The sequence below is a fragment of the Mesorhizobium sp. ES1-3 genome (genome assembly GCF_020164795.1).
Taxonomy (GTDB): domain Bacteria; phylum Pseudomonadota; class Alphaproteobacteria; order Rhizobiales; family Rhizobiaceae; genus Mesorhizobium.
Window position 1 is genome coordinate 55,125 of sequence record NZ_JAIUGW010000002.1, and the last position, 20,825, is coordinate 75,949.

The 20,825-nt window shown below is 62.2% G+C and carries 20 protein-coding genes and 2 tRNA genes; 15 read left to right on the forward strand and 7 right to left on the reverse strand.

Annotated elements, in window-relative coordinates; translation table 11 throughout:
• Positions 1 to 115: 115 nt before the first annotated feature.
• Complete coding sequence (locus LB536_RS03330; protein ID WP_224590115.1) at positions 116 to 637, forward strand: LysR family substrate-binding domain-containing protein; 522 nt, start codon at positions 116 to 118, stop codon at positions 635 to 637.
• Between the two features lie 160 nt (positions 638 to 797).
• Here LB536_RS03330 and radC read toward each other — a convergent pair whose 3' ends face one another.
• Positions 798 to 1,559, reverse strand: coding sequence for a RadC family protein (gene radC, locus LB536_RS03335; RefSeq protein WP_224590116.1), 762 nt, complete (start codon positions 1,557 to 1,559; stop codon positions 798 to 800).
• A 100-nt stretch (positions 1,560 to 1,659) separates the two neighbouring features.
• Between radC and LB536_RS03340 the strand changes: the two genes are divergently transcribed.
• A complete protein-coding gene (locus LB536_RS03340) occupies positions 1,660 to 2,139 on the forward strand; it encodes a hypothetical protein (protein ID WP_224590117.1) in 480 nt (159 codons plus the stop codon).
• 56 nt (positions 2,140 to 2,195) lie between these two features.
• Here the strand turns inward: LB536_RS03340 and map are convergent, their stop codons facing one another.
• Positions 2,196 to 3,023, reverse strand: coding sequence for a type I methionyl aminopeptidase (map, locus tag LB536_RS03345; protein ID WP_224590349.1), 828 nt, complete (start codon positions 3,021 to 3,023; stop codon positions 2,196 to 2,198).
• Positions 3,024 to 3,438: 415 nt separating this feature from the next.
• Here map and LB536_RS03350 point away from each other — a divergent pair, with 415 nt between their 5' ends.
• From LB536_RS03350 to LB536_RS03375, 6 genes are all read left to right on the forward strand, one after another.
• Positions 3,439 to 3,735 carry a DUF982 domain-containing protein gene (locus LB536_RS03350; protein WP_140808762.1) on the forward strand — a complete coding sequence of 99 codons (297 nt, stop codon included), beginning with the start codon at positions 3,439 to 3,441 and terminating at the stop codon, positions 3,733 to 3,735.
• 165 nt (positions 3,736 to 3,900) lie between these two features.
• Complete coding sequence (locus LB536_RS03355; RefSeq protein WP_140760465.1) at positions 3,901 to 4,164, forward strand: DUF6074 family protein; 264 nt, start codon at positions 3,901 to 3,903, stop codon at positions 4,162 to 4,164.
• 173 nt (positions 4,165 to 4,337) lie between these two features.
• The gene (locus LB536_RS03360; protein WP_181178686.1) at positions 4,338 to 5,576 is read left to right on the forward strand and encodes a pilus assembly protein TadG-related protein; all 1,239 of its coding nucleotides are present in this window, start codon (positions 4,338 to 4,340) and stop codon (positions 5,574 to 5,576) included.
• Complete coding sequence (locus LB536_RS03365; RefSeq protein WP_224590118.1) at positions 5,573 to 6,022, forward strand: TadE/TadG family type IV pilus assembly protein; 450 nt, start codon at positions 5,573 to 5,575, stop codon at positions 6,020 to 6,022. The genes LB536_RS03360 and LB536_RS03365 overlap by 4 nt, the downstream gene beginning before the upstream one ends.
• A complete protein-coding gene (locus tag LB536_RS03370; RefSeq protein WP_140760469.1) occupies positions 6,012 to 6,416 on the forward strand; it encodes a TadE/TadG family type IV pilus assembly protein in 405 nt (134 codons plus the stop codon). Before LB536_RS03365 ends, LB536_RS03370 begins: the two co-directional genes overlap by 11 nt.
• Before the next feature lie 219 nt (positions 6,417 to 6,635).
• Positions 6,636 to 6,711: transfer RNA gene (locus tag LB536_RS03375), tRNA-Cys, on the forward strand.
• A 101-nt stretch (positions 6,712 to 6,812) separates the two neighbouring features.
• Here LB536_RS03375 and LB536_RS03380 read toward each other — a convergent pair.
• The 4 genes from LB536_RS03380 to phaC all read right to left on the reverse strand — a co-directional run bounded on the left by LB536_RS03380 (position 6,813) and on the right by phaC (position 13,059).
• Complete coding sequence (locus LB536_RS03380; protein ID WP_224590119.1) at positions 6,813 to 7,952, reverse strand: hypothetical protein; 1,140 nt, start codon at positions 7,950 to 7,952, stop codon at positions 6,813 to 6,815.
• 1,358 nt (positions 7,953 to 9,310) lie between these two features.
• Positions 9,311 to 9,385, reverse strand: a tRNA-Glu gene (locus LB536_RS03385).
• Positions 9,386 to 9,754: 369 nt separating this feature from the next.
• A complete protein-coding gene (locus tag LB536_RS03390) occupies positions 9,755 to 11,008 on the reverse strand; it encodes a YcbK family protein (RefSeq protein ID WP_224590120.1) in 1,254 nt (417 codons plus the stop codon).
• A 215-nt stretch (positions 11,009 to 11,223) separates the two neighbouring features.
• Entirely contained in the window at positions 11,224 to 13,059 is a 1,836-nt protein-coding gene (phaC, locus tag LB536_RS03395; RefSeq protein ID WP_224590121.1) for a class I poly(R)-hydroxyalkanoic acid synthase, read from the reverse strand.
• 97 nt (positions 13,060 to 13,156) lie between these two features.
• Between phaC and LB536_RS03400 the strand changes: the two genes are divergently transcribed.
• The 7 genes from LB536_RS03400 (at position 13,157) to recJ (ending at position 20,195) form a co-directional block, all read left to right on the forward strand.
• Positions 13,157 to 13,543 (forward strand): hypothetical protein, encoded by a 387-nt coding sequence (locus LB536_RS03400; protein ID WP_224590122.1) that lies wholly within the window; start codon positions 13,157 to 13,159, stop codon positions 13,541 to 13,543.
• Positions 13,544 to 13,587: 44 nt separating this feature from the next.
• Complete coding sequence (locus LB536_RS03405; protein WP_140760535.1) at positions 13,588 to 14,805, forward strand: LL-diaminopimelate aminotransferase; 1,218 nt, start codon at positions 13,588 to 13,590, stop codon at positions 14,803 to 14,805.
• Between the two features lie 37 nt (positions 14,806 to 14,842).
• Positions 14,843 to 16,156, forward strand: a complete 1,314-nt coding sequence (locus LB536_RS03410; protein WP_140760537.1) for a homoserine dehydrogenase — start codon at positions 14,843 to 14,845, stop codon at positions 16,154 to 16,156.
• A 126-nt stretch (positions 16,157 to 16,282) separates the two neighbouring features.
• Positions 16,283 to 16,642 (forward strand): YqjD family protein, encoded by a 360-nt coding sequence (locus LB536_RS03415; protein ID WP_224590123.1) that lies wholly within the window; start codon positions 16,283 to 16,285, stop codon positions 16,640 to 16,642.
• A 72-nt stretch (positions 16,643 to 16,714) separates the two neighbouring features.
• Positions 16,715 to 16,882: a Thivi_2564 family membrane protein gene (locus tag LB536_RS03420; protein WP_081293949.1), complete on the forward strand. Its 168-nt coding sequence runs from the start codon at positions 16,715 to 16,717 to the stop codon at positions 16,880 to 16,882.
• Positions 16,883 to 17,084: 202 nt separating this feature from the next.
• Positions 17,085 to 18,068, forward strand: a complete 984-nt coding sequence (gene glpX / locus LB536_RS03425) for a class II fructose-bisphosphatase (RefSeq protein ID WP_224590124.1) — start codon at positions 17,085 to 17,087, stop codon at positions 18,066 to 18,068.
• A gap of 345 nt (positions 18,069 to 18,413) precedes the next feature.
• The gene (recJ, locus tag LB536_RS03430; RefSeq protein ID WP_224590350.1) at positions 18,414 to 20,195 is read left to right on the forward strand and encodes a single-stranded-DNA-specific exonuclease RecJ; all 1,782 of its coding nucleotides are present in this window, start codon (positions 18,414 to 18,416) and stop codon (positions 20,193 to 20,195) included.
• A gap of 21 nt (positions 20,196 to 20,216) precedes the next feature.
• Here recJ and LB536_RS03435 read toward each other — a convergent pair whose 3' ends face one another.
• A complete protein-coding gene (locus tag LB536_RS03435; protein WP_224590125.1) occupies positions 20,217 to 20,774 on the reverse strand; it encodes a dihydrofolate reductase family protein in 558 nt (185 codons plus the stop codon).
• Between the last annotated feature and the right edge of the window lie 51 nt (positions 20,775 to 20,825).

The window sequence follows — 20,825 nt, forward strand, 5'->3', positions numbered from 1 at the left end:
AGATCGACATGGTGGACGCCGTGGGGCAAAGGGATGCGCCCGATTTGCTTTAGTGCCGGCCGGTCGCCCTTGATGACGCGAAAAACCGCAAGACCGGCGCTATCCGGATGTCGAGGTGGACCTCATCGAAATGAATTCACCATCGCTGGAAGCCGCCTTGTCGGCCGGCGAGATCGATCTGGGCGTCCTCCATCCGCCGCTTTCCGCGCCGGACCTCGTCGTTCTCGATTTGCCCGACGAAGCCCTTTTCCTGGCGCTGCCGGCGACACACCGGCTTGCCGACCAACCGGCGATCAGGATCGCCGATCTGGAGGGGGAGCCATTCCTGCTAGCGCCGCGCAGCATCGGCCCCAGCATCTACGACCGCGTCATTGCCCTGTTCCAAGCCGAGGGCATCAGTCCGAGAATCGTCCAGGAGGTGACACCCATGACGACGCTGACAGGGCTGGTGGTCGCCGGTGCGGGTCTTGGTTTCGTGACCGCGGGCATCGCGAAGGTGGCGCGGCCCGGCGTGACGTTCCGCCCGGTTGTCCCGGATCCACCCTCCTTGCCATTGGCTGCGGCCTGGCGCGGACCCGCATTGCCTGCCAGTGACCAGCTATTTCTGGATATCGTGACGGAGTTTTCAAAACGCTGATCAACGGAGCATGATCAAAAGCATGTCCCGTTGAATGGGAAGAGCCCGTTAATTGTTACCGGAGGTGCTCACCATCGACAAACTGCTCGCCAACTTCATGGGCTTCGTCAAACTCGCCGCTATCGCTATCTGGCTCAAATAGCTAAATCGTTACCACGGCCTAGATCAGCAACAACCCCTTCATGCTGGAATAGCCCTTTCGCCCGATGATGATGTGGTCGTGGACGGAAATACCCAGCCGCTTGGCTGCTTCGATGATCTCTTTCGTCATCTCGATATCGGCGCGCGATGGCGTCGGGTCGCCGGAGGGGTGGTTGTGGACCAGGATGATCGCGGTGGCCGACAGTTCGAGCGCGCGCTTGACCACTTCTCGGGGATAGACGGGCGTGTGGTCGACCGTGCCTGTCTGCTGCACCTCGTCTGATATCAGCGCGTTCTTCTTGTCCAGAAACAGGATGCGGAACTGCTCGCGCGCCTCGAACGCCATGGCCGAGCGGCAATAGTCGAGAAGCTGTTGCCATGAGGCCAGCACTTCGCGGCCATGGACCTCGCCGCGCGCCATGCGCTGTGCGGTCGCCGCGACGACCTTCAGCTCGAGCGCTACGGTCGGTCCGATGCCCTTGACCTCCTGCAACAGGCCGACGGGCGCGCCAAGCACTTCGGCCAGGGTGCCGAAGCGGACCAGCAGCGCCTTGGCGACCGGCTTGGTGTCGGCGCGCGGGATCAGGCGGAAGAGCAGGAGCTCCAGAAGCTCATAGTCGGGCAAGGCATCCGGACCGGCCGAGGCAAAGCGCTCGCGCAGACGATCGCGATGGCCGAGATAATGCGGCTTTTCATCGATTGCCGCCTTGGCTCTCGCCGCCGGCCGCACCGGCACCTCGGAGAAAAAACTCCGCTCGTCATCGTCGCCTTGTGTCGCCATGTGCCGCCCATATCCAGCCCGCAGCTGGCAATGATCGCTGATCCCCGCGAAATACTAGGACGGCGGGTAAGGGCGGTCGAGGTCTTTTCGGCGGCAAGGAATGAGCGGCTCCGCCTTTCGCGCAATGTTGCGGCAATGGGAGTGGCGCAAGTTCGCGGTGTCGTCGTTGATGACGCCACATTCGGAGACAACCAAGATGCCCAGGCTCATTCGTATCCTGCTGTCAGCCGGGCTGCTTTTGAGCTTCAGTCCCGCAATGGCTGCCCCGGTGATCGATGCCGTATCCGCCGGTAGCCGTCCTGGTCGGAACCTGCCGATCCATTTGATCCGATATGATGATCCCTGCACGGACGGCCGTTACAGCGACGGGAGGCCGCATAACTGCCGGGAGCTCCTGCGCATGCTGGATCGGCGGGAGCGTTATCGGGAGCGTCACGACTATTACCCGCGCGAACGCTATGATCCCTGCACCGATGGCAGGGTCAGCGATGGCCGTCCGCGCAGTTGCCGGGAAATAATGCGGTGGTTCCGAGACCAGGACGAGGACGAAGACTGGCGGCCACGCAAACGCTGGAAATAGGCCGCTATTGACCGAGCGGACTCAGGCAATAGAGGCCAAGACCTCGCTGCGGCCTGCTAAGCCGGCAAGCCGGGACGGTCGAGCTTTTTGGGCGACAGTGTGAAAATCTCGCAGCCGGCGTCGGTCACGCCGATCGTGTGCTCATATTGCGCCGACAGCGAGCGGTCACGTGTCACTGCCGTCCAGCCATCCGACAGAACCTTCACATGCGGCCGGCCGAGGTTGATCATCGGCTCGATGGTGAAGATCATGCCGGGGCGCATTTCCACTCCTTCATTGGCATTGCCGTAGTGCAGGATGTTGGGTGCGTCGTGGAAGAGCTGGCCGACGCCGTGGCCGCAGAAATCGCGCACCACCGAGCAGCGCTCGGCTTCGGCGTAAGTCTGGATGGCAGCGCCGATGGCACCGGTACGCGCTCCTGGCCTGACGGCGGCGATGCCGCGCATCAGGCATTCGTGGGTGACCTCGAGCAGGCGTTCGGCAGCCCGCTTGATCGTGCCGACCGGATACATGCGCGAGGAATCGCCGTGCCAGCCATCGAGGATGTAGGTCACGTCGATGTTGACGATATCGCCATCCTTCAGCGGCTTGTTGTCGGGAATGCCGTGACAGACGACATGGTTGATCGAGGTGCAGGACGATTTCGTGTAACCGCGATAGTTGAGCGTGGCCGGCAGTGCGCCGTGGTCCATGCCGAATTCGAAGACGAAGCGGTCGATGGTGTCGGTGGTGACCCCGGGGCCGACCATCGGCGCCAGTTCGTCCAGGCAGCGCGCGGTGAGGTCGCATGCCTTGCGCATGCCGGCAAAGCCTTCCTCGCCATAGAGGCGGATCTGGCCGGTGTTTCTGAGCGGTGCCGTGGCGGCGTCGAGATAGGTGACCATTTTGTCCGTATAGAAGGTGGCGCGCCGCAGGAGCGCAGGCGCGAAGATGCCATCAGATTTGGCACTTGGGGGCGAAAGGTTCAAGGACGAACTGCCTGATGTGGCCCGAGCCGCCCGGATTTTCGCTCGCCGAGGCGATCCTGGACCGCACGTTCATCCCCATTCCAAACTATTTCGCGTCGCGACCCGTGCGGCGGTCGAGGGCCGCGCATTGGTGGTGCGGCGCGTCGTTTTTCGGATCAATCCAATGCAACCGGGTGCGCCGAATGGCCGATGACGGCAGGCCTTGCCTTTGCCAGCCGCGGCAAAGGAGGCAGCTTTCCGCAGTGACGACACATTTCCGCGGCACAAAGCGGACAAAGCAACTTTTGACGACGAGCGGCGTTGCTGGGCGATGCCGGTCGGGAGATGTCGGATGGACAGATTGCAATTCGAGGTGCCGGTACGCATCGCACCAGGCCCAGGCTTGCCCGTCGAGGAAATCTACAGCGTCGAACAGGCGCTCGATTTTCTGCAGGACTGGCCGGCACGCCGGCAGGGACCGGTGTATCAGAAAGCCTTCAATGCCTGTTTTGGCGCGACCGTGGATGTGGTCAAGACCGAAGACGCCTGCCGGGCATTCATGGCGTTCTGCCGCGTCACCGGAGTGATGGCCGGCGACATGATGGCGCCACGCAAGCGCGGCGGCGAGGCGAGCGCACTGCAAGCCTGAAGGCCGCTTCGAATGGGGAGAACCCGTTCAGCTTCGAGTGCGCCTGACAATTCGCGTGCGGTGATGCATCAGCCGGCGCCGTTAAGCTTCCGTTTCCACCTTCGCGGTTAGCCATTGCTTGTTCTGCAATGGTTGATTCGTTGCGTCAGTCTCATGGTTCGGAAGATGTCCCCAGAAAAAGTCCGTGCGTTCCCGATCGATCGTCAGCTGTTCCTGGTCAGGGAAGTTGCCGCCAAGCTCGGCAATCTGCATGGCGAGACCGCCACCTCGTTCTGGAAGGCAAAAGCGGCGGAGCTGCTCGATTTCGTGGTCGGATCCGGCAGGGACAGAACGGCAGCCAGTGACGAAGTTCGCAGGTTCTTCCTAGCCGTGCAGCGCGAGCTTTTGGCTGCCCCGACGGTCGAGGCGACGCCAAGCCTGTCCGCCTGAAAAAATTATTGTCAGCCGGCTATGCGCTCCTACGGGGCCTTTGGTTGCCGCGGTCCAATCGGCCGCGATGATGCCTGCCTGTCGGCCTTGTCGAGGCGATTGTACATCCTCACCAAAAATCGACCGAACTTTTTAGCCGTTCCTTCATACATGCGTGCTTACTAATTTATGCTATGGGCTTCAACTGCTTCACCCGGATTCGGCACCTGGCGGACGGCATCCGCCGGGGTAGGAACGCGAATGTCGCCACGATCTTCGCCCTAGCCTTGCCGATCGTCGTCGGTGCGGCGGGTTTCGGCGTCGAGACCTCCTACTGGTATTACAGCAGCCTAAAACTGCAGGCCACGGCCGACGCGGCCGCCTATGCCGGTGCGCTGGAAAAGCTCGCGGGGTCCGACACGGCATCGATCACGGCGGCCGCGACCCAGTCGGCGACCGACAACGGCCTCGGGAACGGCACCATCGTCGTCAACACGCCACCGACATCAGGGCCGAATGCTGCCAAAAAGGCGGTCGAGGTGATCCTCGACCAGAACCTCGACCGGATGTTCACCTCCGTCTTCACGCAGGGCAAGGTGCCGGAGCGGGCGAGGGCGGTGGCGCTCATCACCAACGCCTCGAAGGCCTGCATGACCGCGCTCGATCCGACCGCCTCGCAGGCTGTATTGTTTTCCGGCAATACCAGCGTGAAGGTCACTGGTTGCGTGGTGACGTCCAATTCGATCGCCCCGGACGCCATCCGGCTTCAGGGCTCGGCGGCCCTCCAGGTCGATTGCCTGATATCGGCGGGCGGCGTCGTGCTGAACAATCCGGTGACGACGGTCTGCAACTCTCCGATCACCCAGGCCTTGCCCGTATCCGATCCGTTCGCCAGCGTGCCAGCGCCCGCCGCCAGCAACCCATGCCAGAATCTCAAAGGCAATAAGACAACGCAAACAATCCAGCCCGGGACTTATTGCAGTGGCATGGACCTCTCCGGCAATGTCACGCTTTCGCCCGGCGTCTATGTCGTGCAGGGCAATTTGAAAATCAACGCGGGCGCGGTCATCCAGGGCGACGGCGTAACCATCTTCATGGCCGGCAGCAGCACCGTCAGCATGAACGGAAACGCCAACGTGACGCTCAGCGCGCCGCAGTCGGGCACCTATTCCGGCATGCTGTTCTACGGCGACAGGACAGGCGCGGCGGCGCAGAGCACCTTCAACGGTACGGCAACATCCTTGCTGACCGGCGCCATCTATTTCCCCAAGCAGCAGGTCAACTACCTCGGCAACTTCTCAGGCAAGAATGGCTGCACGCAGATTGTGGCCGACACTATCCAGTGGTCTGGCAATTCCACGATCAACCAGGACTGCTCGAGTCTGGGAATGAAGGACATTCCCGCGGCGGCGTCAGTGGCGATTGTCGAATGAAGCGCGGGGCCTATCGATTGACCTCAGCCATTCGCGAAGACGCGGGCGGTGCCGCGGTTGAGTTCGCGATGGTCCTGCCGATCCTGTGTCTGGTACTGCTCGGCATCGCCGACGGCTGGTCATACGTCACGAGTTCGCTGTCGATGCGCGCCGGCGTGAAGACGGCAGCGAACATGGTCTTGGCGGGCTCCGCCGACGACAGCGCGACGCGGGCCGCGGCACTGGCGAACTGGGAGAGGATGCCGGACGACGGTCAGGTTACGCTGAGTCGGATCTACAAATGCGGGACGACCGTGGTCGTCGCCTCGACCTTGTGCAGCGGGCCGAAGGCACCGTCGGTCTTTGTCCAGATCGACGCATCGGCGACGTGGACTCCGCCCTTCACCTTCGGCGTCTTTTCCGCCCCCAGCACGATCGGCCAGCAGGAGCTGATCCGTGTTCGGTAATGCGGGAGGCTTCAGGGCCGATCGATCGGGCGGAGCCGCGCTCGAATTCGCGCTGATCGCACCGTTCCTTATCATGCTGCTATTCGGAATCTTCGCCTTCGGCTGGTCTATGAATTCGGCTTCCAGCGTTCGTTACACGCTGGAGGCGTCCGCACGGTCCCTGCAGCTTAACAACACGCTGACCCAGGCCGACATCCAGGCGATCGCGACGCAGAAACTGCTTGCGCTGGGTCTGAGGAATGTGAACGTCACGATCGCCACCGACCCGGCGAGCGGCGGCTTTCGCATGGCGCACCTGACCGCTGCCTATGCGTTCGTGATAGATTTCCCATATTTCAACGCCTACCCGATCAACTACGCGACCACCGTTACCGTGCCACTGGTCGGCAGTTAGCCACGTAGTCTGCCAGACCGCGAAGCTGTTGGCCTCAAGGCCGCGGTCAGGCTGCATGAGTTCCCCTCGTCGACGGGCATTCAATTCAAATCTGGCAAAGGCGTCCTGGGCCGCTCTTTTCCGCAGCGTGACAGGCTCTTTTCCACAACGGGCATTGTCGAAATTTTTACCCAAGACGTCAAGAATCTTTAAACTTCTGCCCGCTACCAAGGCACGTATGGCCTCGTGGCGGAGCGGCTACGCTAGAGACTGCAAATCTCGGAAGCCTCGGTTCGATTCCGAGGCGAGGCCTCCAAAATTCCAAAGCTGATGGACTGGCGGATCGGGCGGGAGTGGATCCCATCCCCGGTCCATCTCCGCATTATGCCAGGCGATTCCGCTCGAGCGCAAAAAGCGCTAACGGAACAGATATTTCGACACCTCGGGGTTGCCGCGGCGCCACATCACATTGTCTAGAAAGTAGTGGTGCACGTTGATGAAAATCAGCACGATGAAGAAGAACAGCGACGATCCCAGGACTTCCCGGTCATAGGGAACAAGGGCCGTCAGCGCGGTCGGAATCAGCCAGAAACCCAGACCGCCGAGGAGGAGGCCAGCACTGATGAACTCCAGAAGCCGCACCCTGTAGGCCGGACCAAGGATGGACAGGATTTTGGATGGCGACACTTCTTCGGCACTTCGCCCGTCACGCTCGACATTGCTTTGGTAACGCCAGACCACCGCCAGATATTGCAAGGAATGGAGCGCCGGCACCACGAGCAGCCAGAGTGGATTTGTCCTTACGATCAGAATCCAAAGGTATAGCGACGCGATGTAGGCGATGACGCCGTTATACGGCAGGCTGCCGTCATTCCTGCTCCAACGATTGATCAGCATCACGGCAGCGGCTGCCGTGGAAGCGGCCGCGGCCGACAGCGCAATCGCATTGAGCCATGCAGGGGTGGCAAACGTATAATATTCCAGCCCCAGGTATTTTCCCTGGCTGAACGCCGCGTTCGTCTGAAGCCATGCGAACAGCCAGACGGCATAGCTGTTGATCAGCAGGATTTTCTTGTCCGGATCGGAGAAGAACCTGCGCTTCAGGACGGCATCCACCATCAATATGCCGTAGCCTTGCTTGACGTAGTGCCAGCCCACGAAAAAGAACATCGCATTGGTTGCGTTTCCCAGCAGCCGGGCGTCCGCCGTTATCGAGCTGTAGGCAAAAAATGCGCCCATGAGCAGGGGAACGACGATGCCGGCGAAGATGTAGCGGATCTGGAGGGTCCTGTCGTATCCGTCGCCGCGCAACTTCCGCCCGAAATTGCGGTAGAAGAGCTGGTATGAGTGGGCGAAGTGCGGATAGTTGATCAGATAAGCCAGGAAAAGCATCGTCGCCGCCACCGGCCCTTCGTACCTCAGTGGCACGAAGTACAGCGCCGGCAAGATCAGGAACGCGCTGCCGCCAAGCATCAGAAAGTCCGCGAGCGGACCAAAGAGATATTTCGGGGGCGTTGCCGCAGGAGCGCGTGTATTCGCCGAAAGGTCAACTGCCATATTAGCGCTCCCTTCGCATTCCATTTAACCACCGGCCCGTCTGCTCGACAAGATCGAGGAGCCGAGCGGCTGGTGAAAGGCATGTGCATCGGCTGCAGTGGGCGCCGCATCCCGCAATATTGCCGACGCGGTGCCGCCCCTCGACCCCCTGTCTCTCAGCGTTGTATCAGCCTGCGTCGCGCCGATCCACGATCCCGACATGACCGAGAGAGCCAGCCGGGTTGTCATTTGAGGATGAAGTAAAGCGGAATGAGGATTGAGAAACCGGCGACGCCAGCGAGAAATAAGTCTGTGATCATGCGCTCCATGCGGTGCGCGATGACACGACGTGTCAGAATCTACGCAAAACCCCGCCCCTTTATTGCCCAAACCGAGCATCGCGTGATCAAGGGAGGAGTGCAAGCGTCGTCTAAATTAGAATATAAGGACTTGCAATTCCGGGGCCAACAAACGGACCCAACTTGGGTCATGGTCGGAGGCTCGGGCCGGATCATTCCTGCATGCATTGGGGATTGATCAAGGTCGTCTTCTGTCACGAATGCCGTGCAGCCGGCCGCGATGGCAAAAACCTGCGGTTCACGAACCACGCGTTGACGCCTGAGAAGCGCAAGGCTGATGCTTGCCCTTAGCGGCCCGACAGTTCCTCGTTGGGGTAGTGTTGGGATGAACCGCCGGGCCTAGCCGACTCGGGTGGGGAGCCGGCTGAAACAAAGACTACATTAGTGAGTATGCATGAAGATCACGGTTGGTTACGGTCCACCGCTTTTCGCGCAGAGGCGGAAAGGGCTGGTGATGAAGGAGACGTGGCGCCGATCCACGACCGCATGCCAGTCATCCTGGCGCCGGCCAGGCGCACGTCTTCACAGAAGTCGCGAAATCATGTGGATCAGGTGGGCAACTCGCGTACCAAGACCAATCGTGAACTCTCCTTCGTTGGTAGCAAAGTCCCAACCGAAGAATCCTGCCCAGCATAACAGCAGAACGGAGAAGCGCATTCGCAAATGCTAATTTAGCTATATTGAAAAAACCTTAAAGGCGCTCAGTCGACCACCAAGCCCTTGATAGTGTTCACTTCGCAAGGCGCTCCTCAAAGGGGGCAAGTTGATTTCCAAGAAGCTCGCCCCTCTGATACATCATCAGTGTCCATGGAAGTCTGGGAAGTCCACCAAGGCCAGACCAACAAAAACTCCGATAGCGGCGGCCACGACATTGCTCGCGGCCACCAGCCGTCTGTCAGCGATCGTGCTGGCGGCAGCTCCTTGTCTGTATCGCACGGAGACTCCGCCCGGATTCGCTGTGAGATATTGGCCAAACGTTGGACGGGAAATGCAGAAAATCAGCTAAGTGCTTGAAAGATCTGGTACGCCCAAGGGGAATCGAACCCCTGTTACCGCCGTGAAAGGGCGGTGTCCTAACCGCTAGACGATGGGCGCGCTCAGACGAAGCGGCTTATACTGGCGTTGCGCGCAGCCGGCAACCCGTTAGGTGCCGCCTTGGACAACTTTTTTCCAGCCTGTCAAATCAGCGATTTCGCGAGGCGTCGGCAGGACTTGGCGATCAGCGGTGACATTAGTCGCTTCGTCATCCACGGGCGGAGCAAGGAGCGTAGCGACGCGGCGCAGACCCGAGGATCCATGCCGCGACTTCAACACGTTGCTGCGTGCGGAATTCTGCTCTCGTTGCGCTCTTCGACCAAGGGCATAGCATGGATCCTCGGGTCTTCGCGACGGAGCTTCGCCCAGGGGTGACGACATGGGAAGGACTCTGGACTGCCAACAGGCTTCGGTCCGTCAAATTCGCTGTTAGCCGTCGTCACCGCCGCTGCGCCGGCGGCAGCGCCAGTTCCAGTCGCGCTCGGGGCCGACGTCGACATGGACCGATTCGGTATGGCAATAGGTGCCGACGCCGCCGCGGCCGGGCATGGTCCTGATGTAATTCGCCAGCTCCCATTTGGAGACGCCGGGCACCTGGATGTCGGCGGCCGCGCAATACATGTGCAGCGAATTCTTGGCGCCGTTGGCGCGGCGGTTGCGGGCCGGGTCGCGATAGCCCGAAGTGACGACCATCTTGCGACCGTAATGGCCTTCGATCGTCTTCAGCACGCGCACCAGGGACGGCTTCAGGCAGGCGACGTCGACACTCTCATTCTGCTTCAAGAGACCGTTGGGCGCCAGGCGGGCCATGCCGGCGGCGGACGCAACCTGATAGCTGCCGCCCGAGCCTTCATCCTCATTGAGGTCGACGTCGCTTTCGTCGTCGAGGCCGGATTTGCGCTTGATCTCGAACAGGGCTGTCTGGCGCACGCCGGGCAGGGCGTCGCTACCCGTGATGTGACCGGCATCATCACCGCCGGTCGAAGCCAACTGTATCGGTTTTGCCGTGGAATCGGCCGAGGCCAAAGTGATGATCGGCTTTGCCGCTGCCTGAGCGGGCTTGGCCTGCACGGCAGTCTGTTCGCCCGATCGGGTATTGACCAACAGAGCGGGTGTTGCCGACGCTGGGGTGGCGCCAAACATCGAGGCCAGGAAGCCTTTTTTCCTCGGCGCCTCGGCTAGCGGCGCCTCACCAGCGGTCACATAGACCGGATTGTTCATCGCCGGTGCCGCGACCGGCTTCGGCGCTGTCGCGGCGGCATCGGCGGCGGCGATCTTCTGGGCGACCGCGTCGGTCTGTTGCGCCGACTGTACCGGCTGCTGCAAGGACTGCGGCGTCTGTCCCGCGATCGTTTCCGCGCCCGCCGGTATGGTGAGCGGGAAAGTGGCTCCTGGCTTGGCCATCGGCACGTAGGCAACCGTTTCGGGGAGTGCCGTGTCGCTTTCGCTCATCACGGTCGTCTGCTCTGTCGCTACCTGCGACGACGAATCGGCAGCGGCGAGGGGCTTGCCCGTGGAGGCGGCTTGGATGTCCGATGCGGAAGCATTGTAGCCGGGCATTCCGACCGACATTGTCGGGTCGCCAGCCGATGTGCAGGAGGCCAGAAGCATCGAGCAGAGCGCTGCCACAATGGCGCGGCGTTCTCCCTTTGCGAGGCTCCATCCTGCTGATTTCAAAGTCAAATTCCCCCTCGATGCCCGGTCGGGTATATCCGTGGCGCTGACTGGTATGTCTGCGTCAGGGTGCCCTTGTCTCCGATCCGGAAACGAGACCTGTGTCAAATCAGCAAGCCTGTAAGTATTTTTGCAGCGATTGCCGAATTGCGGCTGCTTGATGGTTGACGACACCATTTCGCCCGCTTTTAGAGGGGCGTCAACTCACCAGACATTACAGTCCGTTACACACGCACCTTGACATAGGTACCGGGAGCATCGCCCAAGGTTTTCATATGCTTGCCGGGTTTGCGGGCAGGCACGCGGGTGTTGTCCTTGGCCTCTATCCAACTTTGCCAGTGCGGCCACCAGGACCCAGGATGGTCCGTGGCAGAGGCCATCCACTGGTCGAAGTCGCCTTTCGGCGGGCCGCCGGTCCAGTACTGGTATTTGTTGGATGCGGGCGGATTGACGACGCCCGCGATATGGCCCGATCCCGCCATCACGTATTCGACCGGGCCGCCGAAGTATTTCGAACCGAGGAACACTGAAAGCGCCGGCGCGATGTGATCTTCCCTGGAGGCGAGGTTGTAGATTGGGATGGTGACATCGCCGAGCGAGATCGTGTGGCCCGCAAGTTCCATCGTCCCGCGCGAGAGGTTGTTCTCGAGATAGCAGTTGCGCAGGTAGAAGGAATGGTTGGCCGCCGCCATGCGGGTCGAATCGGCGTTCCAGTAGAGCAGGTCGAAGGGCAGGGGATCCTTGCCGCGCATGTAATTGTTGACGACATAGGGCCAGATCAGGTCGCCTGAGCGCAGCATGTTGAAGGCGGTGGCCATCTTGGTGCCGTCGAGATAGCCCTTTTCGTTCATCGACTTTTCCACCGCCGCGACCTGTTCCTCGTCGACGAACACTTTCAAATCACCGGCATGGGTGAAGTCGACCTGCGTGGTGAAAAAGGTCGCAGACTTGATGCGGTCGTCGCCTTCCCCAGCCATCAGCGCCAATGCCGCCGCCAGCAACGTGCCGCCGACGCAGTAACCTATGGCGTTGACATCGCGTTCCCCGGTCGCCTTCTCGATCGTGTCGAGACCGTATTGCAGGCCTTCCCTGATATAGGCTTCCCAGCTCTTGGCGCCGTGGCGCTCGTCCGGATTGATCCAGGAGATGACGAAAACGGTGTGGCCCTGCTCGATCGCCCAGCGGATGAAGGATTTCTGCGGGTTGAGGTCGAGGATGTAGAACTTGTTGATCCAGGGCGGGCAGATCAGCAGCGGGCGTTTCAGCACCGTCTCGGTCGCCGGATCATACTGGATGATCTCGGCGACATCGCTGCGGCCGACCACCTTGCCGGGCGTGGTGGCGATGTTCCTGCCGATCTCAAAGGGCGAATAGTCGGCCTGGCGCAATTTCAGGTCGCCCTTGCCGGCGGCGATGTCCTCGGCCAGCATCTTCATGCCGCGCACCAGGTTTTCGCCGTTGGAGGCGACGGTTTCGCGAAACAGTTCCGGATTGGTCAGGATGAAATTGGATGGCGAGATAGCGTTGGATACCTGCTTGACGTAGAAGCTCGCCTTGTGGCGAGTATGCTCGTCGAGGCCTTCGGCGTGGTCGACCAGCTCGGACGCCCAGCGCGAGGTGACGAGATAGGCCTGCTTGAGGAAATCGAAGAACGCGTTGCGGCCCCATTCCGGATCCTGGAAGCGCTTGTCGCCGCGCTCCGGCTTGACGGCATCGTCGGCACCCTCGGCGTTGGGGCTGACGCGCTGGATGGCGTTCGCCCAAACCGTCATATAGCCGGCGAACAGCCGCGTCTGCGCTTCGAGCGCTCGCTGCGGATCGGCAAGCCAGTATTCGCTGAGCTTGGAGAAGGTCTTGACCATGTCGACGACCGGCTCGGCGACATGGTCGCGCACCTCACCTTTTTCGCGCGGTTCGGCCCAGGCGGACGCCGCCTTACCGGCCTGCTCGATCATCCGCGCCATGTTCAGCGCGAAGCGTTCCGGGTCCTTCACCAGATATTGCTCGACCGTCGAAGGTCCGCCATCTTCCGCTTTGCCCGAATCGGGTGTTTTGGACATGGTTCGCGGGGTTCCTCCGGAAGCGTTTTCTTGACATATTAACATGGGACATCCGACAGGGTCCAATCTCGCTTACCCCGGCTGCCAAGGAAACAATATGACGATTAAGTTTGGCGAGACTGTTTTTTTCGGTGCCGGCCACTTTTGCCGCATCGGCGCGGCCGTCATGCTCCTGGGCGTTGCCGGATGCTCGAGCACGAATACCGGTGGTCCGGTGCCGTTGGCCACCGACGCGGGTCCGAAGGATACCGGCACCTTCCCGAACCTCAACATCCCGCCGCAAGTGGCGGCGAAACAATTCACCGAGGCCGAGAAGAACGCCAAGCTCGCCCAACTGAAGGCCGACGAGAACGGGCAAGGCGCCAAGGGCGCGGCCGTCAGCAACCAGGCGGCGTTGACCGATCTCGCCAAGAAACATGGTCCGCAGACGCTGAAGCAGATCGAAGGCAAATGCGACCCGGCCCTCGACCCTACCTGCAAATGAGTATATAGCGCGCGCCCAACGCTCCCTTGCTGTCTGGAACTGCCATGGAAGAATTTCACAAGGTCCGCCGGCTTCCGCCTTACGTGTTCGAGCAGGTCAACAGGCTCAAGGCCAGCGCCCGCTCGCGAGGCGCCGACATCGTCGACCTCGGCATGGGCAATCCGGACCTGCCGACGCCCAAGGCCATCGTCGACAAATTGTGCGAGGTCGTGCGCGATCCGCGTACGCACCGCTATTCCTCGTCGCGCGGCATTCCTGGCCTGCGCCGCGCCCAGGCCAACTACTATGCCCGCCGCTTCGGCGTGAAGCTCAACCCCGACACCCAGGTGGTGGCCACGCTTGGTTCGAAGGAAGGCTTCGCCAACATGGCGCAGGCGATCACCGCGCCCGGCGACGTGATCCTGTGTCCCAACCCGACCTATCCGATCCATGCCTTCGGCTTCATCATGTCGGGCGGCGTTATCCGTTCGCTGCAGGTCGAGCCCGATGACGGTTTCATTCCCGCGCTCGAGCGCGGCGTCCGCCACTCGATCCCGAAGCCGCTGGCGCTGATCCTCAACTATCCGTCGAACCCGACGGCGTTGGTCGCCTCGCTCGATTTCTACAAGGATGTGGTAGCCTTCGCCAAGAAGAACGACATCATCATCCTGTCCGACCTTGCCTATTCGGAAATCTACTTCGACGGCAATCCGCCGCCTTCCGTGCTGCAGGTTCCGGGCGCCATCGACGTCTGCGTCGAGTTCACCTCGATGTCGAAGACCTTCTCCATGCCCGGCTGGCGCATGGGCTTCGCGGTCGGCAACGAACGGCTGATCTCGGCGCTGACCCGGGTCAAATCCTATCTCGATTACGGTGCCTTCACGCCGATCCAGGTGGCGGCCGCGCACGCGCTCAATGGCGACGGCGCCGATATCGCCGAGGTGCGTGACATCTATCACAAGCGCCGCGACGTGATGGTCGATGCGTTTGGCCGCGCTGGATGGACAATTCCGGCACCGGCGGCGTCGATGTTCGCCTGGGCGCCGATCCCGGAGCCGTTCCGGCATCTGGGTTCCCTCGAATTCTCCAAGCTGCTCATCGAGCATGCCGACGTTGCGGTGGCGCCTGGTGTCGGTTTCGGCGAGCATGGCGATGATTTCGTGCGCGTGGCGCTGGTCGAGAACGAGCACCGGATCCGCCAGGCGGCGCGCAACATCAAGCGCTTCCTGTCTACCAGCGCCAAGCAGCCCAACAATGTGGTGCCGCTTTCCGCCCACCGGTAAATACAAATTCGATCTGATTTGAGGGGCGCCGCCTTCCATGGCTGAAGCACTGCGTGTTGGAATTGCCGGACTTGGCACGGTCGGTGCATCGGTGGCGCGCGTGTTGCGCGACAAGGCGGCGGAGCTGACCCGCCAATGCGGGCGCGACATCATCGTGTCGGCGGTTTCGGCACGCGACCGGAAACGCGACCGTGGCATCGATCTGAGCGCCGCAAAATGGTTCGACGATCCGATGGAGATGGCCCAGACCGGCGAGATCGACGTTTTCGTCGAGCTGATCGGCGGCGATGAGGGGTCGGCGCGCGCCTCAGTGAAGGCGGCTCTCGAAGCTGGCCGCCATGTCGTCACCGCCAACAAGGCGCTGCTTGCCAAGCATGGCGTGGCGCTTGCCGAAATCGCCGAGAAGAAGGGCGTGCTGCTCAACTACGAGGCCGCGGTGGCGGGTGGCATTCCCGTCATCAAGACGATGCGCGAAGCGATGGCCGGCAACTCGGTCAACCGTGTGTTCGGCATTCTCAACGGCACCTGCAACTATATCCTGACCCGCATGGAGGCCGAGGGCGTCTCCTTCGACGTCGTACTGAAGGACGCGCAGCGGCTGGGTTACGCCGAAGCCGATCCGACCTTCGACATCGAGGGCCACGACACCGCGCACAAGCTGTCGATCCTGACCAGCCTTGCCTTCGGCACCAAGATCGCGGCGAACGACATCTACATGGAAGGCATTTCCAACATTACCCAGGCCGACATCCGTGCGGCAGGCGATCTCGGCTACCGGATCAAGCTGCTCGGCGTCGCCCAGCGCACGGAGAGCGGCATCGAGCAGCGCGTGCATCCGACCATGGTGCCGACGGCTTCCGTCATCGCGCAGGTGCATGGCGTCACCAATGCGGTGGCGATCGAGACCGATATTCTGGGCGAATTGCTGCTCTCCGGTCCCGGCGCCGGCGGCAATGCCACCGCCTCGGCGGTCATCGGCGACATCGCCGACATCGCCAAGAGCCGGCCTGGCTTCCAGCATGGTCCCGTCTTCGGCCGGCCGGCGAAGGAGCTGAAACCCTACAAGAAGGCGCAGATGCGCAGCCATGCCGGCGGCTACTTCATCCGGCTGACCGTGCATGACCGTATCGGCGTGTTCGCGGCGATCGCCAAGCGCATGGCCGACAACGACATTTCCCTGGAATCGATCGTCCAGCACGCGGTCAGCGGCGAGGCGGCGGCGCAGAAGACGGTGATCCTCGTCACCCACGAGACCACCGAGGCCGCCGTGCGCAAGGCCGTCGACGGCATCACCAAGGACGGCCATCTGACCGACAAGCCACAGGTCATCCGCATCGAGCGGGCAGGGTAGCAGCAGCCTCGTCGTCGCGGAGCATAACCACCGGCGACGCATCTCCGTTCTGTGAGGATTCCGCTGCGCCCGGAACGAATTGGCGTCGGCACCGTTCTCTTGGTCAGCAACCAAGGGAGCCGCTTCATGGCTGATACCAACAAATCCGGCCCTCCTGACATCGAGGATATCCAGAAGACGCTGGAAAAGCAGATCGCCGACCTGCGCAAGGAGATCACCAAGATCAACAAGAGCATTTCGGCGCGCAGCGCGGAAATGCTCGATGACGCCAGCGAACAAGCGTCGGATTTCTACGATACAGCCGCTTCCCGCGCCTCGCGGACAGCGCAGCAGTTGCGCAGCCAGGCTCAGTCCGTTTCAGAAGCCGCGCGCGAAAATCCCGTCACGACGACCGCAGTGATTGGCGTGATTGGCCTACTAGGCTTCCTGGCCGGGATTGCCGTCGGCCAGTCGATGAACGACACGCCGCGCCGCTGGTACCATTAGCTGCAAGGCGGCCAGATTGGCCGGCCGCATCATCTCGCTACGTTTCAACATGTTCGTCTCGGGGAGGGTATCATGGCGTCGTCCATGCTGATCGGCATTCTCATTACATTCCTGGTCATTATCCTGGTTCTGTATCTCGTCCAGCGCCTGCCGCTCGACGCCAGGATGAGGCAGATCGTGCAGATCATCGTCATCATCATCGGCATTATTTCGCTGCTCAAATACCTCGCGGTATTCTAGGCCGCGAAGAGCGGCAATTTCTCGTTTCGTATTGGCCTGGCTCGTTTCAAGCCGGGCCGGCATTGTTTCAAGAATGCGGTTCAATCGATTGATATTGCTATCCTTTCGATAAAACTGCCGGCAGGTCTTGCCGTTGTCATGCTCGTTTGACAAAACAGGCGCGCCTCCGGCGGGAGGCGGCATCAAACGAGGATTTGCCGACATGAATGTGGCCCAGAACATCGTCGCCGGCCTTGACCGGATACTCACCATGGAACTGGTGCGCGTCACCGAACGAGCCGCCGTCGCGGCCGCCCGGCTGCGTGGCCGCGGCGACGAAAAGGCTGCCGACCAGGTCGCAGTCGACGCCATGCGCGAGGAACTTAATCGCCTCGCCATCAAGGGCACGGTGGTGATCGGCGAGGGCGAGCGGGACGAGGCGCCGATGCTCTATATCGGCGAGGAGGTCGGGACCGGCCAAGGCCCGGCGGTCGATATCGCGCTTGATCCGCTCGAAGGCACGACGATCTGCGCCAAGAACCTGCCGAACGCACTCGCGGTGATCGCGATCGCCGAAAAGGGCAGCCTGCTGTTCGCGCCCGACGTCTACATGGACAAGATCGCGGTCGGTCCGGGTTACGCCGAAGGCGTCATCGACATCGATGCCACGCCGGCCGACAACATCGCCAGCCTCGCCCGGGCGAAGGGCGTCGCTGTGTCCGACATCACCGCCTGCATCCTCGACCGGCCGCGCCACGCCAAGCTGATCGACGCCGTGCGTGCCACCGGCGCCGCGATCCGGCTGATCGGTGACGGCGACGTCGCCGGCGTCATCCACACCACCGACCCGGAAGAAACCGGCATCGACATCTATCTCGGCACCGGAGGCGCACCGGAAGGCGTTCTGGCCGCGGCGGCGCTGCGCTGCACCGGCGGCCAGATGCTAGGCCGGTTGATCCTCGATACGCCGGAGAAGGTGGCACGCGCGGCAAAGATGGGGATTGCCGATCCGAAGCGGGTTTATCGGGCCGAGGACATGGCGCGCGGTGATGTGCTGTTCGCGGCCACCGGCGTCACCGACGGCAACATGCTGGCGGGCGTCAAGTTCGGCCGCACCTACATCACCACGCACACGATCATCTTGCGCTCGTCGTCGCGCACCGTGCGGGAGATCAAGGCCCGGCACCAGGATCTGGATAAGTTCTAGACCTGCTTGCGAAGCCGGGTTTGAGTTGTTAGCCATCTGGCTGCCTCCGATGGAGGCAAGGGGTTTAACGATGAGACCGCCCCGACTGCTACGCGGCCCTGGTGTCTCGGGCGGCAAGTGAATGGTTGGGCGCCAGGCTGAAAAGCGGAAAGCGTAGTTCTTCTTGAAGTCTCCCGCGACGCGCGCCTCCGTGAACCGCTTGGCTTTGCTGGCCTTTGGCCCTAAAGCGCGTCGCGTTAACACGGCGCTTCAGGGTGTTGTTTGTACATGCCGTTATCCCAAAACCGCTGCGCACTTTTGGGCGACATGCATTATCCTGCGGCCAACAATGAGTTGGCAAAGCGCATGATGGGCGAAAGGCGCCTCTTCCTCGATGTCAGGCAGTCGGCCACCGGTCTCTCCTGGGAGCACCGCCTGACCGAACGGCAGGACATGATCGCGCTCGCCATCGCGCAAGGCCATGGCGTGCCCGACATCGTCGCGCGCGTTCTTGCCGGACGCGGCGTTGCCGCCGATGAGACCGAGCGGTTTCTCGATCCGACGATCCGTGACCTGTTGCCGAATCCAGCCTCGCTGACCGACATGGACAAGGCCGCCATCCGCATCGCCGCCGCCGTCGTTGCCCGGGAGAAAATAGCGATCTTCGGCGATTACGACGTCGATGGCGCGGCCTCGTCGGCCTTGCTCAAACGGTTTCTCGCGCATTTCTTTGTGCCGTCGGAAATCTATATTCCGGATCGTATTTTCGAGGGCTACGGTCCCAATCCCGATGCCATGCGCGAACTGGTTTCGCGCGGCGCGACGCTGATCGTCACCGTCGATTGCGGCACCAACAGCGCCGCCTCCGTCGAGGCAGCCAACGAGGCGGGCGCCGATGTCGTGGTGCTGGACCACCATCAGGTTGGCGGCGCGCTGCCGGCGGCGCATGCCGTCGTCAATCCAAACCGCGACGACGACCTTTCCGGGCAGGGCCATCTCTGTGCCGCCGGCGTGGTCTTTCTCGCTCTGGTGCAGACCGCGAAGGTGCTGCGCGCGATGACCGGCGCCACGCCGCCGGATATGCTCTCCTTGCTCGATCTCGTGGCGCTTGCCACCGTCTGCGACGTGGTGCCGCTCACGGGCGTCAACCGCGCCTTCGTCGTCAAAGGGCTGCAAGTCGCGCGCCAACAGAAGAATGTAGGGATGGCTGCCCTTGCGCGGGTGTCGCGCATCGGCGAACCGATCGGCACCTTCCATCTCGCCTATCTGATCGGCCCGCGCATCAATGCGGGCGGGCGCATCGGCGATGCGGCGCTCGGCAGCCGGTTGCTTGCAACGGACGATCCGGTCGAGGCGCTGACCATCGCCGAGACGCTCGACCGGCTGAACCAGGAACGGCAACTGATGGAACAGGAGATGCTCGCCGCCGCGCGCGCCGAGGCCGATGCCGAGCTCGCGGGCGGCAGCGGCCCGGCGATCGTCGTCACCGCCAGCAACAACTGGCATCCCGGCATTGTCGGCCTGCTTGCTTCACGACTGAAGGATCACGCACGACGGCCGGCTTTCGCCATCGCCTTCAACGCCAACGGCACCGGTACCGGTTCGGGCCGTTCGGTGTCGGGTTTCGATCTTGGCCGGCTGGTGCGCGAAGCCGCCAATGCCGGGCTCATCGTCAAGGGCGGCGGCCATGGTATGGCCGCCGGCATCACAGTGGAGCGCGCAAGGCTGGGCGAGCTCAGGGCCTTCTTCGAGGAGCGCGCGGCCGCCGACGTTTTCCGGTTGCAGGATGAGGAAAGCCTGGCGATCGACGGCGCTCTTGCCGCGGAAGGCGCGACGCTCGGCCTGCTCGACGCGCTGGAGAAGGCGGGGCCTTTCGGGGCCGGGCATGTCGAGCCGGTATTCGTGCTGCCACGCCATCGGCTGGTCGATATCAGGCCGGTCGGCACCAACCATATTCGCGCCGACTTGCAGTCGGAGAGCGGCGGCCGCATCCAGGCGATCGCCTTTCGCGCCGTCGACACCGTGCTTGGCGAATTCCTGTTCAAGAACCGCGGCAAGACGATGCATGTCGCCGGCTCGCTGTCGGGCAATCACTGGAACGGCAACCGCACGGTGCAGTTTCGCATCATCGACGCCGCACGCGCGTAGCCACGGCGGAAACCGGGCAATTCAGCCGGCCGGCGCATAACGCAGCAACGTCACGCCCTGGGTAAGAATTTCCGTGCCGAGCGGTTTCAGCGCCAGCGACAGGCCGGGTTGGAAATATGGCTTACCGCCACCCAGCACCACAGGATGCATATAGAGCCGGTATTCGTCGATGAGACCGGCCCGCGTCAGAGAGGCTGCAAAATCGGCGCCGCCGAGAATGACGAGGCCACCGGTCTGCTCCTTGAGGGATCGTACCGTGTTCTCGGCATCGCCACTCACTAGGCGGGCATTGAGCCCGACTTGCCGAAGCCTGGTCGAGAAGACGATCTTCGGCGTTTCGCGCCATGCATGGGCAAAATCCCGCCCGACCTCGTCGGCGCCGGTCTCGCGCTCAGGGCTGTCCCAGAAGCGCATCGTTTCGTACATGCGCCGTCCCGCGAGCACGGCGGAGGCCTGTCTCATCATGTCGTTGAAGTGCTGGTGCAACTCCGTCTCGGGCACCGGCAAGCCGATGTCCTCGTTCGATCGGGCGATATAGCCGTCCAACGACGTCAGCATGGAATAGACAATCCTGGCCATCGGCACCTCCGCTTCGGGTGGCCTTCGTGCTCCCAAAGATCGCCGAAATCG

Coding starts and splice junctions, on each gene's coding strand:
- glpX (WP_224590124.1), top strand. CDS start 17,085: ATGAATGTGGCCCAGAACATCGTCGCCGGCCTTGACCGGATACTCACC.
- LB536_RS03360 (WP_181178686.1), top strand. CDS start 4,338: ATGGGCTTCAACTGCTTCACCCGGATTCGGCACCTGGCGGACGGCATC.
- LB536_RS03340 (WP_224590117.1), top strand. CDS start 1,660: ATGAGCGGCTCCGCCTTTCGCGCAATGTTGCGGCAATGGGAGTGGCGC.
- LB536_RS03415 (WP_224590123.1), top strand. CDS start 16,283: ATGGCTGATACCAACAAATCCGGCCCTCCTGACATCGAGGATATCCAG.
- LB536_RS03350 (WP_140808762.1), top strand. CDS start 3,439: ATGGACAGATTGCAATTCGAGGTGCCGGTACGCATCGCACCAGGCCCA.
- LB536_RS03410 (WP_140760537.1), top strand. CDS start 14,843: ATGGCTGAAGCACTGCGTGTTGGAATTGCCGGACTTGGCACGGTCGGT.
- LB536_RS03405 (WP_140760535.1), top strand. CDS start 13,588: ATGGAAGAATTTCACAAGGTCCGCCGGCTTCCGCCTTACGTGTTCGAG.
- recJ (WP_224590350.1), top strand. CDS start 18,414: ATGATGGGCGAAAGGCGCCTCTTCCTCGATGTCAGGCAGTCGGCCACC.
- phaC (WP_224590121.1), bottom strand. CDS start 13,059: ATGTCCAAAACACCCGATTCGGGCAAAGCGGAAGATGGCGGACCTTCG.
- LB536_RS03420 (WP_081293949.1), top strand. CDS start 16,715: ATGGCGTCGTCCATGCTGATCGGCATTCTCATTACATTCCTGGTCATT.
- LB536_RS03365 (WP_224590118.1), top strand. CDS start 5,573: ATGAAGCGCGGGGCCTATCGATTGACCTCAGCCATTCGCGAAGACGCG.
- radC (WP_224590116.1), bottom strand. CDS start 1,559: ATGGCGACACAAGGCGACGATGACGAGCGGAGTTTTTTCTCCGAGGTG.
- map (WP_224590349.1), bottom strand. CDS start 3,023: ATGGTCACCTATCTCGACGCCGCCACGGCACCGCTCAGAAACACCGGC.
- LB536_RS03435 (WP_224590125.1), bottom strand. CDS start 20,774: ATGGCCAGGATTGTCTATTCCATGCTGACGTCGTTGGACGGCTATATC.
- LB536_RS03380 (WP_224590119.1), bottom strand. CDS start 7,952: ATGGCAGTTGACCTTTCGGCGAATACACGCGCTCCTGCGGCAACGCCC.
- LB536_RS03400 (WP_224590122.1), top strand. CDS start 13,157: ATGACGATTAAGTTTGGCGAGACTGTTTTTTTCGGTGCCGGCCACTTT.
- LB536_RS03355 (WP_140760465.1), top strand. CDS start 3,901: ATGTCCCCAGAAAAAGTCCGTGCGTTCCCGATCGATCGTCAGCTGTTC.